The organism is uncultured Pedobacter sp., from assembly GCF_913776295.1.
GTDB lineage: Bacteria > Bacteroidota > Bacteroidia > Sphingobacteriales > Sphingobacteriaceae > Pedobacter.
Map to the genome: position 1 here is coordinate 1 of NZ_CAJYOJ010000023.1, position 17,207 is coordinate 17,207.

Genomic DNA, 17,207 nt, shown 5'->3' on the forward strand with positions numbered 1-17,207 from the left:
AGCCAGTAATAGGGCTCGGTCAGTGGAATCCGAAAAATTTGTTAGGCCGGACTTAAGTAGAACGGGGGCACAGTGCGAAGGCCTTGTTAGACGGAAATGCATTGTGCACAAGTGTCTAACTATCAAATGATAACAAAATAACGTCAATGGTAGTTCAGCTCAGGATCTATATCGCATTTTTTTGGAAATGATGGGGCTGATGCTTTTCGATTAAGGAAGTCCTACTATCTCTTCAAGTCCTCATTCATTCTTCGCTCCGGGCTATCTGTTCTATCAGGTTTATTTATCTTGATATGAAGTCTGAATTTAGACCAAACCTTGCAGGTTTTTCATGATGGGTTTTGCGTTAGGGATTGTAAGGGTTCAGTACCGATCCTTCATCGGTACCGGAGCGAAGCGCAGCCCTGAAAAGCCCGACCCTTGCGCAGCATGGTGAAACGCCCAAAGGATTTCAGTTATCAGTTGGCAGTTACTAATTATCAAATCATAACCTTCAAATTATTAATTCATACTTTATCCGTTGCAAACCGATTCGTCTCAATCTTGCTACATATCGGTTCAAAATTAAATTAGCCTGAAAGCGAAACATTTCTTTAATATATTTGACGCTGCTGACCAAGATCTTTTGAAAAAACTCATCATCCTTCTATATCTGTTATTTTTGACCAAACTGCTTTTGGCACAGCCTTATTATTTCAGGCATTACCAGGTTGAAAACGGGCTTTCCAACAATACGGCCTTTTGCAGCGTACAGGATGGAAATGGCTTCATGTGGTTTGGCACAAAAGACGGTTTAAACCGGTTTGATGGTTATGCTTTTAAAACCTACCGCCACGATCCCGATCAGGCTGGAAGCTTGGGCAACGATCTGATTTACGCCCTCCACTACGATCAGGAACAAACCCTTTGGGTTGGGACTAATAATGGTGTATTCCAATACCATCCGGCCAAAGAAAGCTTCGCCATGATCAAAGCAACTAAAGGAATGCGGATTATCGATTTGGCTAGCGATCAACAGGGAAATTTATGGATCCTATCTTCATTTAAAATATACTTGTATCAAAAGCGTACCAGGAAAATGCAGGCCTTTACACATCACGCACCATTTGATGCCTCATTGGTAACTGTTTTAAAAGATGGCAGCGTATGGATCAGTACTGGCAAGGGAACGCTGGAAAAGTATAATCCAAAACAGAATCGTTTTCAAGAATTTAATATCAATGGGAAAAATGACAGGGCAGAATACGGATGGGTATCCAGAATTGCAGAAACTGAAGACGGAAATTTATTGGTAGGCACTACTAATCAGGGTGTCAAACTTTTTAACCCGGTTACCTTAACATCAAAAAATATACTGAGGTTGAACGACGACAAAACACCAATTTTTGTCCGCGACATCAAAAAGACTGGGTCCCACGAATTTTGGATAGCTACAGAATCCGGCATTTACATTTATAATGACGAAAGCGGAGCAATCATTCGCCTCAAAAAGCAATACAATAACGATTATTCTTTAAGTGATAATGCGGTTTATACTATTTGCGTAGACCGCGAAGGCGGGGTTTGGGCCGGTACATACTTTGGAGGCGTAAACTATTATTCGAGCCATACATCATTGTTTACCAAATACTTCCCACAAAATGGCACTAATTCAATCAGCGGAAGCGATGTAAGGGAAATTACGAAAGATCAGGCTGGAAATTTATGGATCGGTACGGAAGATGCCGGGTTGAATAAACTCCACATAAAAACAGGCATATTTAAACATTTTTTACCTGACGGAAAACCTGGAAGTATTGCCTATTCCAATATCCATGGTTTATTGGTTGATGGCGACAAACTCTGGATAGGCACTTTTGAACATGGGCTGGATGTTTTAGATCTGAAGACAGAAAGAGTCATTAAACATTACCAGGCTGGTGTAGGAAACGCCTTGCGTACTAATTTTATTGTTACTTTCTGTAAAACGCGATCGGGTGAAATCCTGGTTGGGACCATTAATGGCATTTACCGCTACAACCGTAAAAAAGATGATTTTGAACCCATTGCTGGCCTTCCTTTTATTTTTTATTATTCGGTTATGGAAGATAGCAAAGGCAACATTTGGGCCGGTAGTTTTAACGATGGTATATTTCAGTTTAACCTTTCCAAACCGGGTTATGTAAACTACCGGAACAACCAGAAGGATGCAAAGAGTTTAAGCCATAACTCCGTAAACAGCATTTTTGAGGATAGCCAAAAGCACATTTGGGTAACCACCGATGGTGGGGGGCTTTGCAGCTTCGACCAGCAAACACATCAATTTAAGCGCTTTGGAATAAAAAATGGCTTCCCCAGCAATTACCTGTTCCGCATTGAGGAAGATGCCTTGAACAAATTCTGGATCAGCAGCACCAGGGGACTTATTCATTTTGATCCTGCTACGGGCACAAGCAAAACCTATTCTAAAGCGAACGGATTACTTACCGACCAATTCAATTACAGTTCCGCCTATCAGGATCAGGATGGCGAAATCTATTTTGGGAGCGTGAAAGGACTGATAAGCTTTAATCCGGCCAATTTAAAGGCCACCACATATGTGCCGCCGGTATTCTTAACCGGATTCCAGATTAATGGTTTAGAAATGGGTGATAGCGTGGAGAATCCGCTTGCCAATAAATCCATCGTTTATGCCGATACCATCGAACTTAACCATAACCAATCCTCCTTCAGCATCGATTTTGCCGCTTTAAGCTATCTATCGCCTGAAATGACAGAGTATGCTTATAAAATGACCGGGCTTTATAAAAACTGGGAATATTTAAAAACCAACCGGAAAGTTTATTTTACCAAACTTGCACCTGGCAGTTACACTTTTGAGGTAAAAGCATTGGTTGAAGGAAATAACAACTGGAGTACCAGAAATGCTAAATTGCTGATTAAAATATACCCTCCTTTTTATTTAAGTCCGCTGGCCTATGTAATTTACCTGATTGCCATAGCTGGGATTATTTTCATCCTGGTAAGAAGTTACCATCTGAAAATTGCGGCCAAAAATAGCAGGCGCATGGAAGTTTTTGAACATGAAAAACAGAAAGAAGTTTATCAGGCCAAGATCGAATTTTTCACCAATGTTGCCCACGAAATCAGAACTCCGCTCACACTGATTATCGGACCGATGGAAAAACTGATTAAACAGGCAAGCGCTATACCTCCAATAGAAAAGAATTTACGGATCATGGGTCGAAATACCGATAGATTGCTCAAATTAACTAATCAATTATTGGATTTCAGAAAAACTGAAACCAGTGAATTTTCGCTAAACTTTGTAAAAGCTGATATTTCTGAGATCTTAAAGGATATATTTATACAGTTCCAGCCAGCTGCAGAACAGCAAGATATAACCTATAACCTTCATCTATCCGAGAAAAATCTCCACGCTTATATTGATGTGGAAGCTTTTTATAAGATCATCAGCAATCTGACAGATAATGCCCTTAAATATGGAAGGTCGCATGTGGAGATCAACTTGTCAGTAAAGGAAGGCGATAAATTTATCGTAATGGTTAAAAATGATGGAAATAAGGTCTCTACAGAAATTAAGGACAAGATATTTGAACCTTTTTTCAGGGCTAAGGAAACAGACATAAAGGCAGGAACCGGCATAGGCCTATCGATTTCAAAATCGCTTGCACAACTGCATCGGGGGGAACTCTATTTAAATTTCGATGATGGTGATTTTAATATCTTTGTATTAGAACTGCCGATCCATCAACGAATAGAATTTAATCTGAACGGAAAATGGAAGAAATTGTAGATTCGTTTACCATAAAAGATACTGATTTGGAAAGACCTGTAGTGTTATTGGTTGATGATAATGAAGATATTCTGGATTTCATTTCGGATGATCTGGAAGAAAAATACCGTGTTTTGCAAGCCAGAAATGGCGTAGAAGCCCTCTCCATATTACAACGTGAAACCGTTCAACTTATCATCAGTGATGTGATGATGCCCGAAATGGACGGATTTGAGTTTTGTGCCAAAATAAAATCCACCCTGGAGTTTAGTCATGTTCCGGTGATCCTGCTCACTGCGAAAAATTCGCTGCAATCTAAAATCGAAGGTTTAGAACTAGGGGCCGATGCTTATGTAGAAAAACCATTTTCGCCCGAATTTTTACAGGTACAGATTTCCAGTCTGCTCAAAAACAGAAATAAGATCAAAGAATATTTTTCCAATTCGCCGCTCCTCCACCTCAAAAGCATGGCCCATTCTAAGGCCGATGAGTTATTTTTGGAGAAGTTACAGGATACCATTAACCAAAACATCAGCAATCAGGATCTGGATGTAGAACATCTGGCAGAAAAGATGAACATGAGCCGGCCAACGCTTTACCGGAAAATTAAATCCATTTCTAATCTGAGCCCAAATGAACTGATCAATCTAGCGAGGTTAAAAAGAGCTGCAGAACTCTTAAATGAAGGATTATTGAAAATTTATGAAATTTCAGAATTGGTGGGTTATAGCTCGCAGTCCCATTTCGGGCGGAATTTTGCCAAGCAGTTTGGCATGTCGCCTACTGATTATCTAAACAGCAGGAATACCGACAAAAAGAAGCTTTAAAATCAACAGTTAACTATTGTTATTTTGCTTGATTTTTTCGTAAATTGTTATAACTAAATATAGATGTTATGAACATGCTTAAGAAAATCGAAAACTGGGGCGATCACCACCACCCAAAATGGCTTGATTTTTTCAGAATCTTATTAGGCCTCGTGCTGATGTGGAAAGGCATTGATTTTTATATCAATATGCAAGCTTTTAGCAATTTAATGAGGGGCGCTTTCCTGGGTACTGCCATCAGTATCAGTTTACTGGCGCACCTGATTATCGTTTTACATATTATTGGCGGTCTGGCCATCACGCTGGGTACCTATACCCGCACATTCTGCCTGGTAAATATACCGATACTGATCGGCGCGGTATTCTTTGTCAATATTTCCGGAGGCATTTTTAAACCTTATTCCGAATTCTGGTTTTCGATTGCTGTACTGGCGGGATTAGTCTGTTTCGCCATTGAAGGAAATGGATATTTATCTGTTGAACGGCAGAAAATTCAGCATAAAGAGGCCGTTTAGTCCGAATTGCAATAATTAATTCGACTGTTAACAGCCTCAATTGACCATATTTTTAAGCTTTTTCATTTTTTCATCAATCCTAACTAAATGATTAGCAAGGCTTAAAATATTAATTAAAATATTTGATTGGAAAAGGTTTGCAGATTAGCGCCAAATTCCTACTTTTGCAGCGGAGAGCTGGCAGAGTGGTCGAATGCGGCAGTCTTGAAAACTGTTGACTGTAACAGGTCCGGGGGTTCGAATCCCTCGCTCTCCGCAGAAAAAATGCTACTTATAGAGTAGCATTTTTTGTTTTGTACATAGGCAGTTTAACCAAATATACGATGCCATCAAAACACTTCAACAACGAGTAATTTAATACTCTTAAACATTATCAATATTTTTATGTCATGAAAATCCATATCCTCGGGGCATCCTGTGCAGGTACTACAACCCTGGGAGAAGCTTTGTCTGCCAGATTAAATATCCCTTATTTTGATACTGATCATTTCTTCTGGGAAAAATCTGCAGTACCATATACCGTAAAAAGAAATCCAATATTACGGAACCAGATGCTTAAGGATGAATTAAGCCAAACGGAAAGCTATATTGTAGGTGGCTCGCTGGTAAGCTGGGGAGAGGAGTGGAAACAAATGTTCGACCTTGCAGTTTTCCTTTACCTGCCAAAAGAAATCAGGATGGAACGTCTGGTGAAAAGAGAAGTAGAACGGTATGGAAACAATATTTATGACGATCCACAGCGGCATCAATTGTTTCTGGAATTTATAGATTGGGCATCTAAATATGATGACCGCTCTTTTCTCAGGCCGCAATATCGGAATCCACGAAAGCTGGCTGGCAGGTATAAACTGCCCGGTTATCAAAATTGAAGGAGATACCACTGTATCGCAACGGTTAAGTCGAATTATTGAAGCTGTTGACCGTAATTAAAGCTTTTTAATATTCTGCAGCTAAAGCAAAAATATAAATCTTGCCAATATGATGTGAGTAAAAACTAGCAATCATACCGAAAGCAAATTATTCTTACACATTAATGCCAATAGAATTTTCAATAAATCTTAAAAATCAATTTTAGGTTTGCTGGGGGAGAAATGATCAGATCGCCTGATCATAACGTGATCTTGTTAAACAAATTAAGGTAGAGAGATCTGCTTAAATTGATCTCTCTACAACATCTTAATGAATAACCTCGGTAACGATAAACCTATTGAACAGCCATTTGCTGATGGAACGGGCATTTACTGATGTCTCCCCTAGTTTTATCGGCCAGAGCAGGCGCATCAGCGATAGGCGTGGAAACAGGTCTTCTGCGGTGCTGATCCTGTGTAAGTGGAAACACCGAAGTAAAGAAGTTAGACCAGCCTCCGGTACGCACGCGCAACAGATCAAACTGTTCGGGCGAACTTACGGCCTGGCCATAGGTATCCGGGCTGGCTACGGTAATGGTCAATATGTTTGATGAATGGCCTTCTGCAAATTGTTGCATCACCGCTACAATTTTGTCAGCAGGATAATTCTCATTGATATTATAATCTGTTGGCGCACCATCGGTCATCATATCAGTACCTTTACCTTCAAAACCGGCAAGCGAGGTTTCGAAACCCGCATATTGGTGGTCGATTGGTAAATCCATCGGACTAGGTGCCGAACTCAAATCTGATGCTACAGCGGTACCTAACCGGCGTCCATCGGCACTGGCACCATTCCATGCACCCATCTCTACATGGTTTTCAAAAGTACCCACACCCGGCTGAATCTGGATCCCGAATGGATATTCTTCTGTACCGTAACGTGTAGCAAGGTTTTGTAAAGCACTGTACATCTGCGGTAGTGGTTTGGTAAAGGTTTCTACCGAAATCCTGGCGATGCCCTCTACAATGGTATTTCCGAAGGTATCGATTTCGTGATGACCGCGGCCATAACGGGGCAAACTCAAGGCAATAGCCCTTAAACGTCTAAAACGATCAGAACGACTGGCGATTCTCGATTCGCCCGCTAAAGCACTGATAAAAGGTTCGGTCATTTTATATCCCCAATCACAGCATAAACATTCCAACAATTCAGGCAATGTGGTCACGGCATTTTTATCATCGAAAACCATGGTTTTAATGGCATACAATGAGTTGATGGCCGAGCTGAGAGAAATATAACATGGCCCGTAAATATTGTATTTGGTACCTCCACTGTAAAAATCGAGACCACGACCTAAACAATCGTCCATTAATACGTTTAATATTGGTGAAGGACAGAATTTAGTATTGGCGCCAAAGCCCATCAACTGGCCGTTAAAAGCTTTGCGGTTTAACAGTTCGAAATGCTGGAAATAGATTTTAACCAGTTCGTCGAAACTTTTAATCTGATCAGCCGGTTTCGAATTGAGTGAAACATTTTGCCCGAAAAGATAAGATTGTCCGGCTGAAGAATAAGTTCTGCCTTGATTTAAAGCACACTCTAATGGCTGTAAGGTAGAAAAGCCACCTAAAGAGAACCAATTTTCTCCCGGAAACTGGGGTTCATAACAGCCGTCGCAGGCATAGTTTTGGGCAGATTGCATGGTTACGGTCGAATTCCATTTTTTATCGTCCTGAGCAAGGCTTCCACCTACGCCATCACCACTGTGATACAATCCTTCGATAATTTTTTCGTCGTTGAGCAGTATGGGATGCGCACCACCCGAAAGGATGGCATGTGCCGCTTCTTCCAAAATATCTTTAGGAATATCTTTACGTGTACGCAACGATAAACATGGTGCATTTAAAGGCAGCCTGCCTGAAGCGCGGATAAAAAGTTTTGTGACGTCGTTATAAGCAGGTTTTGATTGCGCAAAATCTTCTGTTCCATCGGCCACAGTTCCACCAACAGTAATCTGCTGAATCCATTGCCCTAATGATGCACCTTGAGGGTATGGCCCGGACGCACCACCCATAGCCAGGTTACCAAAAGGCTGATGATCTTCCATAAAAATCCTGTTCTGTTGTACTTTTTCATCGAGTTTGATATAAAAAGCATCGATAATTTCCTGGGCTTCATCTTCTGTAACATCGCCTTTTTTGTAAAAAGGATCCAATAGCTGATCCATACGACCTATGGCAGTTGGTTCACCATTTAAATGCAGGCACGAATGCAATGTGAATATAAACTGTACCGCTTCCACAAAGGTGTCGGGCCTATCAGTTGATAATTTTTTCATACGCGCAGCAATGGCCAGCAGATTGGCTTTTTCCCAAGCCTGTCCTTCTGCCATTTTTTCGGCAGTTTCACGCGCTAATTTTTCATAATTAAGGATGTATTCGGTAATTCCTTGCAAAGAAAGATAAGAAGAACGGTAAAAATCCTGAAGTTCTTTGGTGGCGGCCATTTGCTCATAAGCCAATACCTCATCTTTCATCTGCTTCAACCCTTTCTGTATGGCTTTTTCGTAATTAGGGATGACGTGGCCAACGCCCGAAGCTTCGCTTAAATTGCTTAAAAAACCATCCATACGTTCGGTTTCAGAAAGGTATTTCATTACATAACGGCCTTCACCAAGCGATAGATTCGGCATGGCACCTACGATAATTTCCTCCGGGGAGATCCGATAAGTGTCAGACCCATATACACATTCGCCCTTAGCTTCGATAAATGCCGAATAGGCGTGCAAACTGCCATCAGGAAAACGGATTTTACGTCCACGGAAACCATATTCAGGGGAGCTGAACAATCGCAGACTCATGCGCACCGCCCAGCCTTTCCTGATCATGACCGATTCTTTCATGATATCAGCAGGTTTGTCGCTCCCTTTGTAAGCGTTAATATAGTATTGTAAATCTTCTTTAATCTCTTCCTGTTTACGGTTGAAGTACCAGTTATCCTGCCATAATGAAAAGATATTTTCCATCAGGCTCAGTATCCGGTTGCTGGGAACCTTAAAATATGGGTTGTGCCTGTTGATACCGGTGGCCATGGTAAAAAGGTAATTCTGATGGTTATAGTACATCAGTCCGTTTTCAGAAGCATCCTGGTAATGTCGGTCTAAACGCGACCAATCTACACCCGGAAATCTCGACCAATCGCCCTTGTCAACATAAGTAAAATTGTTACGGTAATCCGGATGTTTCTCCAGCTCGAGATCTTCGATGCTCGGGATATAGAAAAAGCCACCCAGATCAGATTTAAGGTGGTTAAACAAACGGTCGTTCATAAAACCCTTATCGCCACCAATCTGGTTGCTCATAATGTTTTCCAGAATAGAAGCTTCTTTGGCAAAACCGGCGAAATAAATGCCTTCTTCATCAGAAACAGTCACCGATTTTGGCGCTCTGAAACCAATAGATGATTGTTTTGCACGACCAAATGGCAAACCTAAACGCAATATCGGTGTAGTGTTACCATGCTCATCCTGTAACCTGGCCGATTTAATATGACTTCTCGAATCGCGGTCGGGAATAATGGTATCGTCTGTTTTACGTCCAATCAGGTCTTCAATCTGATCTTCAGTCATCATATTAATCTGGTTCCAGTTAATGACGAAACGCTGTGCCAATACAAATGAACCACCAAAATGATCCATATCTTCGCCACCGATCAGGGTGTGTTTGGCAATGGTAATCGGATCGGAAGGATTGTTGAGGTTTTCGGAGAAACGACAGCCCAGCACTTTACCTTTGTTGCCATCCTTACTGTTTGATTTCGAAGCCGCATCCTGCGCGAAATAATGTTTAGTTACTTCTTTAAGCGAATTTATAATCAGATCCAACAGCAAGTCGCAGGCAGTTTTACTGTCGCTCTTTAGGTGTAACCAAAGGTCGCCCGCTGTATCATCAAACACACCTTTTGACGCATCAAAAACATCGGAAGTATAAGGATCAGACGCTGTTGGGAAATTAAGTCGCATACCTTTAGGTAATGGCAAGTTATCATTATTGCAGATAGCAGCCCAGTTTTTAAAGGAAATACCCAATATTACAGAGGTGTTGCGGTCTTTAAGGTTGGGATGGGTATTGATTTCTTTCCTCAAGAAAGCCATCAGATCAGCTAATTGCTTACGATTAATACGTGTTTTAGTCCAAAATGTAGTAAAAATAGCAAATGGTGAGGGATAAACCAATCCGCGCTGACAGTGTTTCCATACTTCATCTAGTCTTTCTTCCAGTTTGAGTGTAATCATTTTTAGAGCAATTTATGTTTGTAGATGGTTAATTATGCCCGCTAAAGAATTAGGACATGTGCTGCCCTAAGTAACTACATTTATGTGAATTAAAATACCGTATAATCACCCTTATTTAAATGGGTGCGGCGTTAACCAGAGGAGGAAACAATATCATAATGCTGATAAAATGCCCCGTAAGATTATAAAAAATGATTTTTTCTATATCGGATGCTTTTGGTCGGCACTGTTTTTGTTACAAAGGCGGTATGAAAAGGAATGATGTAATCAGTGCGCTCTTAGGTATGTTGATTATGGCCGTCACTTATTGGCTTTTGTTTTATAAGTTCTCCTCTCCACAGGAACACAAAAATGTAAGAATCTCTTCATCAGCACCCCGGTTTAAAAATATAGAATAGCCCATCCTGCACATCTTACTCAGGTAAATTTTAAATTTTGTTTAGAATACAGACTGTTTATGAATGTAAAACTATACATTCTAAAGTTTACAGTATCACTCTATCAAAATCATTACCTCCTATTGCCTGATAGTAATAAGTGTAGTTTTTTTAAACCATACACCATGTAAGCATCTGCAAACACTTTCATTTTATAATCATTTCAGATCTAACACGGATCTGTTAAGGAATTTAATTGTAATTACCTTAACCGCTGCAGAAACAAATTTAAATCCTCGTCTTTGCCCAAACCCAATTTTTGTTTAATCCGGTAACGGCTCATGCGCACACTTTTAGGCTCGATACCTAAGCGAACAGAAACCTCTTTATTGGTCAAGCCCATCACCATGTAAGAACAGTATTTTAGATCGAGCCGGGTAAGTGCATGACCGGCTTTCTCTTGCAGGCGCTCAAAAAAAGCAGGATTAGTTTCAAAAAAATCCATCTTATGTTCTTCAAATACTTTATCCATCTTTTTCTGCTGGTTCACAATCCGTTTGATCTGTTCATCAACCGAAAGATGACTTTCAGGATTTACCTTCTCTGGTATAAGCTCCAGCAATTCATTCTTTTCTTCAATTTGTAAATTCCCGGCCAATACTTCTTTCTCCAGGCGCTCCTGACGCTCTTTGAGCAATACCTGCTCGGTTTGAAGCTGTATCGCTTCTGCCTCTTTTAACTGCGCCCTTAATTCGACGGCCTTTTTCTCCTGATCAATCAGCTCCTGTTTTCTGATCGATGCTTTGAGCTTATAATTGTAAGACATCAGCAATAAAAGCAATGCGGCAATTCCCGTTAATCCTGAAATAACATAAACCACATTGAGTTTTTTGGTATACCTGGCTTGCTGTTGTAAATAGGCAATCTCCTGCTCTTTTTTTTCTGATTGATACTGTGCTTCTATCCTGGCTGTGCTATTTATTTTTTCTTCATCAAAAGCTTTTTTATAATAATTGAAATATTGTTTAAAATAGTTTAAAGCGGCCTGATGATTACCTTTTCTTTCGGCAATATTTGCCAGTCCCTGGTATATTCTGGCCTGCGTTAATGGCATTTTTACCACCGTACCAGAAATTTTATCCAATCCGGCAAGAAGTAGTTTTTCTGCCTCATTGTAGTTTCCATCGCGCAATGCGTATTCGCTCCTCAATCCATAACAGTTTAATAAAACCTCCAGTAAATTTGTTTTTGTAGCTATTTCCATTGCGATATCAACATATTTTTCGGCGCTATCGCGATAGGAAGCCGGAAAATATTGAAAATAAGCATTGGCGGTATTTAATGCTGCGGCCGCTGTGTTGCTGTAAGTGAGCATGCGGCCTTCCTGTTCTTTTGAAAGCCGAAGTGATTTTTTATAGGTAAACAATGCCGAATCAAGCAGGTTGCGTTTTACTGTATCTTGCTTATAGCGATCGAAATAACTTTGCCCGACAGTAAAATAAGCATTGTTTAACACGTCAACCTGTTTACTTTTTATCGCGCTTGCGTAGCATAACCGGGCATATTTCTGCTGTTTCGATGGATCATTGCCATAGCCATAAAAACTGGCCAGATAGTGGTAAATGGTACTTTCGTAATCATCAGCATGCTGGCCTTTAAAAAAATCGAGGGCTTTAAGCAGCTTGGCCACCGATTTATCATTTTCATCGTTTACGAGGTCTAACCAGCCACTTCTAAACCATACAAAGCCTAATGCAATACGGTCTTTTGTTTTTTGTGTATAATACCTGGCGCTATCTAAACTGGCGTAGGCACTTTTAAGATCTTTTTTCCAAACGTATAAATGCACGAGTGTAGCATAGGCCTTAGCCTTACTTTTCCCATCCTTTAACCCTGCTGCAATTTTAAGCGCCTCGTTGGCTTGTTGAAAAGAAAGCGGAAGATTTTTTTCAAAATTAGCCTTGGCCAGTCTGCAGTATATATTCGCCTTTTCTTCCTTCAAAATGCTTTTCTGTGCCAGCATATGATTTAGCGAGTCGATATAGATCTTTTGAGCTTCGGCGTTTTTTAAAAAAAGTAAAAAACAAATTAAAATACTTGATATTTTTTTCAGTGGTAGCTGCATCATCAAAAATAATAAAGAAACACCTTACAGAAATAGAGTTACCATAAATAATTGAAATTTAGCCGTTTTAAAGGCTTTGGTAGTCTCCTTGTAGACGGCATTTTAAAAATTCGTAGTCGGGGTGTAGCTACTCTTTTCTTGTCTGGGCATAAAGGCAACCCTAATTTTGTATGGTTTAATTCACTAAATTTTAAATCATGAAACAGAAAACAATTGCAGTAGTTGCCTACATTACGCTCATCGGATGGATTATTTCTTATCTCGAATTTAAAAAATCGAAAGAAAAAAGTGCATTGGCCAATTACCATTTGGGGCAGTCGCTGGGTATTATCATTACCTCTCTCCTTTTAAGTATTTTAAGCAGTATTATCCTGGCCATCGTTCCTTCCTTAGGCTTTGTCTTTTATCTCATTTTATTACTTCCATTTATACTGATGCTTTTGGGTATGGTAACCGCCAATAATGGTTTAGAAAAACCTGTGCCAATAATCGGGAGCATATTTGAAAGGAAATTCAACTTCATAAACTAAAATTACTTTCAATATCGATATGAAATTAAAATGGCAAAATCTTTGAAAGCATCTTAAACTTAATTAATATTACGATGACCACTGAACAATATAAGCAGCAGTTTACACCAGACGATACTCCAGGATGGCAGGCGATAGATGATCAACTGGAGAAAATTTATGGTACTGCCGAAGCCCGGCATTATCCACCGCTTTGCGGAATCCATTATGTAGCAGGCGGAACCGACCCGATAGATGGTGTTAGTATTTATGATAGCAAGCACCAAAGCTTTCACCGACACCTCATCAGCTACGGCATGAGCGAACTTTATTATAATGAAGAAAAAGCCGGTGGAGCATTTAGCAAGTGGGGTTTTGAATTCACGTTTAGGTTAGCGCCGTTTAAAGATGATGAAAAAGATCCCATCTGGGCCATACAGGTGATGAATAATTTAGCCAGGTATGTATTTTCGAGTGGTAAATGGTTCGAGGAAAATCATTTTATTCCTGCCAATGGGCCCGTAAGGCTAAATACTGATACCCAGATAACTGGATTTGTTTTCGCGTTGGATCCTGAACTGGGGAGAATTGAAACCCCTCACGGCGAAATCAGCTTTCTGCAGTTAGTAGGTATTACTGATACTGAAGTAGAGGAATTGAAAAAAAATCCATCCATACAAGCCGTTGAAGAACTGATCCAAAACCTAAAAAAAGATAATCCATTACTGATTACCGATCTAAGCCGAAAATAACATTTCAATAAGATTAAACTTAAACGATATCCATATTCTTTAAGCGCTAAATAATTTTATGTTTTATGGTACAAAGAAATATCTTTTTTACCCTGCTGGTCTTTTGTTTAATCTCTTGCCAATCGAAAAAGGCAGTTCAGCTCAATACAGTCCTTGCAAACTCAGAAAGGGCTGTGTTTAATATCATGGTGGGTAAAAACGGACCTAACGAACGAAAACTTAAATGCATTATTGCTGGCGATTTTAAATGTGCCCTGCAGGCGGTTAATGATAAAGAACATGCTTTTAATCAGATTATCAATGAAATAAATGTAGTTGAAACAAGCGGCATCGAACACGGAAATGACTTAAAGAAAGCAGCAGTCAACTATTATAATGCCCTTAAACAATTGGAAATCTCGGACCGACGGGAAATTGCCCTGCAACAGCTAAGCCAGGATAAAAACACTACGGCACAGGTGCGTGATCAGGTGTTGGCAGGCCAACGACAACTGTTGAACAAAAAGCTGGAAATGCGTAAGCTCATCAATAAAAAAGAAAATAAACTGGCAGAGATACAAAGACAGTTTAATTTGGTTAACCACCTTAATTAATAAAAAGAAGTGCTTTAACCAATATCCTGTAAAAACAGTTTCAGGTCTTCATCCTTACCCAAACCCAACTTCTGCTTTATCCGGTAACAACTCATGCGTACACTTTTGGCTTCGATATGCATCAACTGGGCAATTTTTTTAGTGTCCATTTTTAAATGAAGATAAGCACAAAGTTTCAAATCGAGTGGGGTGAGTTTTTGTTGTGCCCTTTGATTTATCAGCGAAAAAAATTCTGGATGTACCTGCTGGATCTGAAATTTGGCTTATTCAAAATCATTATCCAGCAGCAGTTCTTCATTCCATATTTTTTTGATATTAAGCCGCTGGTTATCAATAAGTTTTTCCTTAAGCTGAAACAGCATTTCCTTTTTGTGCTCAAGCTGCAATTGACTGGCCATCACCTCTTTCTGTAGTTGTTGTTGCTGGCTTTCCAACAAAAGCTGCTCCGCCTTCAATCTCGCCTTTTCCTCTTTTTCAAACTTCATCTGTAGTTCGGTCTCCTGTTTTTCTAAATGCAATTGCCTTTCACGCTGTAAAGAGTACCTTAACCTGAAGTGGTAAGAGCGAAACATAAATATAAGGACAAGTATAGAGGCAATAGCAATACCAATGTAGAGGTACTTTTGCTGCCTTGCGTATTTTTCGCGTTGCTTTAATAGCTTAACTTCATTACTTTTCTTATCAGCCTCATATTGTACCTCCAGTTTCTGGGCATTTAAAGTCCGTTTCTCATCAAAATATTTACGATGGTATTCGGTTACCCGTTGCTGTAATTCTAACGCTTTTTTGTAGTTACCCTGTTGCTCATAAAAAGTAGCCAAAGCGTTTGAAACATTGATTAATGTGTAATAATAAGGAACTTTTTGAGTTTTCAATACGTTATAGGCTTCCTGAAGATAAGCTTCAGTCATTACAAAATTTTTATCTCGCCTGGCATATTCACTCAAAATCCCTAAACTGCTTGCCCTGATTTCTTCACCATTAATCGCCCCTCTCATTACTTCGTTGGCCATTTCTGCATAACGAATGGCATTGGCTTTTGCAGCCTGGTCGGTATCAGAAAAGTAGCGCAGGTAATAATCTGCACTATTGACACAGGCAATGCCATAAGTTTTGCGGGCTACGTATTTAGGATATTGCTCATAAAGGTTTTGAGCTTTATTTAAATAATAAATGATACTATCACGTAACACTTCATTTTTATTACTGGCGTAGTTATAATCAGCGGCAACAGATAAAGCAATATAACAATTGCTCAGCAGATTATAATCGGTAGTTTTTAGTGCATTTTCGGTAGCAGCACGTGCATATTTATTTACATTTTTAACATCGTTCCAATGGGTATTAATCATGTAGAGCAGGTAATATATTTTAGCACTTAGGTAAGGGTCAGCTACTTTTTCTAACAGCTTTAACGCGAGCCCGCAATATTTCGTAATCTGCTCCGAATTGTCTGTTGCATTATAAAATAAAGCCTGTGCATAATAGGCATAGGCCATCGCAATAGACTGCCTTGATTGTTGTGCAATAAAAAATGCACTATCGCCAGCTTTTTTTGATAAAACAAATACTTTAGTCGTGGCATGTATACTTGCCTGTATGGCATAGGCTTTTGTGGCCTCCGTTAAATTTTTAAATTTTAAAGCTAATGCTGCACTTTGTTGAGCCCTTCGAATCGCTCCTTTATAATCGCCATTAATTCTGCTTCTTTCTGCAAGCTGTGTCAACAATGCCGGTTTATCTTTATCACTTAACCTATTGAGTGACATACTATCCAGTAAAGTTTGTGCATTGGTTGCAAAATAACTGATGCAAATGCCAATTAAGAGAAATATCTTTTTAAAATATTGATGTTTCATAGGGTAAAATTAGCATAAAGATTGGAGTTAGGTGATTATTGTAGACAAAACCAGAAAAACATAAGGCAATACAAAAGCATGAAATACAATCAATTACATTTACTTGTAGATGTATTGTAGACGCTTTAGAAAAAAGTTGTAGATGCTCTGTAGCCACCAGTTTTTTTTAGATGATGATGGTTAATCCCAAATTTGATCTAAATAATTTTTCAACCTCAAAAAACAGAAGTCATGGACAACAAAACCCTTTCAATCGTTTCTTACATCACCCTTATCGGTTGGTTAGTTGCTTATTTTGTAGGAAAAGATAAAGCTGACGCTTTACTTAAATATCACTTAAGACAGTCGTTAGGTCTTGCCATCGTAAGCATTATTTTCAATGTAGCCTTTAGCATTATTGCCGGGATAGCGCCTGGTTTATCTTTCCTCGGATTTGTAGGTTACGCATTCATCATTCTTTGGATCATTGGAATTATCAATGCAGCGAATGGTGCGTTAAAACCTGTACCATTTATTGGTAAATGGTTCGAAGACAAATCTTCGTTCGTTGGTAAATATTAACCAAGAAGCTTATGCGCCTCAACATCAAAATGTGATGCTTATGGGGCTGACTAAAAAGGTACAATGCTAATCTAGTCAGCTTTTTTTTCTATGGCTATAGAATACCTCACCGAACTTATTTTGTTGGCTAACTTTTGATCGACCTTACATGAAATTGGGATTAAAAGG

12 protein-coding genes and 1 tRNA gene are annotated in these 17,207 nt (G+C 39.5%); 9 read left to right on the plus strand and 4 right to left on the minus strand.

All coding sequences use genetic code 11. From position 1 onward, the window contains the following. Positions 1-625 precede the first annotated feature (625 nt). The 5 genes from QZ738_RS04740 (at position 626) to QZ738_RS04760 (ending at position 5,986) form a co-directional block, all read left to right on the plus strand. Entirely contained in the window at positions 626-3,796 is a 3,171-nt protein-coding gene (locus QZ738_RS04740) for a two-component regulator propeller domain-containing protein (RefSeq protein WP_293785175.1), read from the plus strand. Further along, positions 3,781-4,602 carry a response regulator gene (locus QZ738_RS04745; RefSeq protein ID WP_293785177.1) on the plus strand — a complete coding sequence of 274 codons (822 nt, stop codon included), beginning with the start codon at positions 3,781-3,783 and terminating at the stop codon, positions 4,600-4,602. Before QZ738_RS04740 ends, QZ738_RS04745 begins: the two co-directional genes overlap by 16 nt. A 68-nt stretch (positions 4,603-4,670) precedes the next feature. Next, complete coding sequence (locus tag QZ738_RS04750; RefSeq protein WP_293785179.1) at positions 4,671-5,117, plus strand: DoxX family protein; 447 nt, start codon at positions 4,671-4,673, stop codon at positions 5,115-5,117. Positions 5,118-5,288: 171 nt separating this feature from the next. Then, positions 5,289-5,373, plus strand: a tRNA-Ser gene (locus tag QZ738_RS04755). A 133-nt stretch (positions 5,374-5,506) separates the two neighbouring features. Next, positions 5,507-5,986 carry an AAA family ATPase gene (locus QZ738_RS04760; protein WP_293785180.1) on the plus strand — a complete coding sequence of 160 codons (480 nt, stop codon included), beginning with the start codon at positions 5,507-5,509 and terminating at the stop codon, positions 5,984-5,986. A gap of 335 nt (positions 5,987-6,321) precedes the next feature. On the opposite strand, the gene QZ738_RS04765 is transcribed toward QZ738_RS04760, so the two are convergent. Continuing rightward, positions 6,322-10,263 (minus strand): Dyp-type peroxidase, encoded by a 3,942-nt coding sequence (locus tag QZ738_RS04765; RefSeq protein ID WP_293785181.1) that lies wholly within the window; start codon positions 10,261-10,263, stop codon positions 6,322-6,324. A gap of 639 nt (positions 10,264-10,902) precedes the next feature. Beyond that, positions 10,903-12,663, minus strand: coding sequence for a LuxR C-terminal-related transcriptional regulator (locus tag QZ738_RS04770; RefSeq protein WP_293785183.1), 1,761 nt, complete (start codon positions 12,661-12,663; stop codon positions 10,903-10,905). 299 nt (positions 12,664-12,962) lie between these two features. Between QZ738_RS04770 and QZ738_RS04775 the strand changes: the two genes are divergently transcribed. From QZ738_RS04775 to QZ738_RS04785, 3 genes are all read left to right on the plus strand, one after another. Next, a complete protein-coding gene (locus tag QZ738_RS04775; RefSeq protein ID WP_293785185.1) occupies positions 12,963-13,295 on the plus strand; it encodes a DUF4870 domain-containing protein in 333 nt (110 codons plus the stop codon). A gap of 74 nt (positions 13,296-13,369) precedes the next feature. Beyond that, on the plus strand, positions 13,370-14,026 hold the full coding sequence (locus tag QZ738_RS04780) for a suppressor of fused domain protein (protein WP_293785187.1): 657 nt from the start codon (positions 13,370-13,372) through the stop codon (positions 14,024-14,026). 65 nt (positions 14,027-14,091) lie between these two features. Further along, complete coding sequence (locus QZ738_RS04785) at positions 14,092-14,619, plus strand: hypothetical protein (RefSeq protein WP_293785189.1); 528 nt, start codon at positions 14,092-14,094, stop codon at positions 14,617-14,619. Between the two features lie 14 nt (positions 14,620-14,633). On the opposite strand, the gene QZ738_RS04790 is transcribed toward QZ738_RS04785, so the two are convergent. Then, on the minus strand, positions 14,634-14,768 hold the full coding sequence (locus QZ738_RS04790; RefSeq protein WP_293785191.1) for a hypothetical protein: 135 nt from the start codon (positions 14,766-14,768) through the stop codon (positions 14,634-14,636). 114 nt (positions 14,769-14,882) lie between these two features. After that, positions 14,883-16,478, minus strand: coding sequence for a hypothetical protein (locus tag QZ738_RS04795; RefSeq protein WP_293785193.1), 1,596 nt, complete (start codon positions 16,476-16,478; stop codon positions 14,883-14,885). Positions 16,479-16,709: 231 nt separating this feature from the next. Between QZ738_RS04795 and QZ738_RS04800 the strand changes: the two genes are divergently transcribed. Beyond that, on the plus strand, positions 16,710-17,039 hold the full coding sequence (locus tag QZ738_RS04800) for a DUF4870 domain-containing protein (protein ID WP_293785195.1): 330 nt from the start codon (positions 16,710-16,712) through the stop codon (positions 17,037-17,039). Positions 17,040-17,207: the final 168 nt, after the last annotated feature.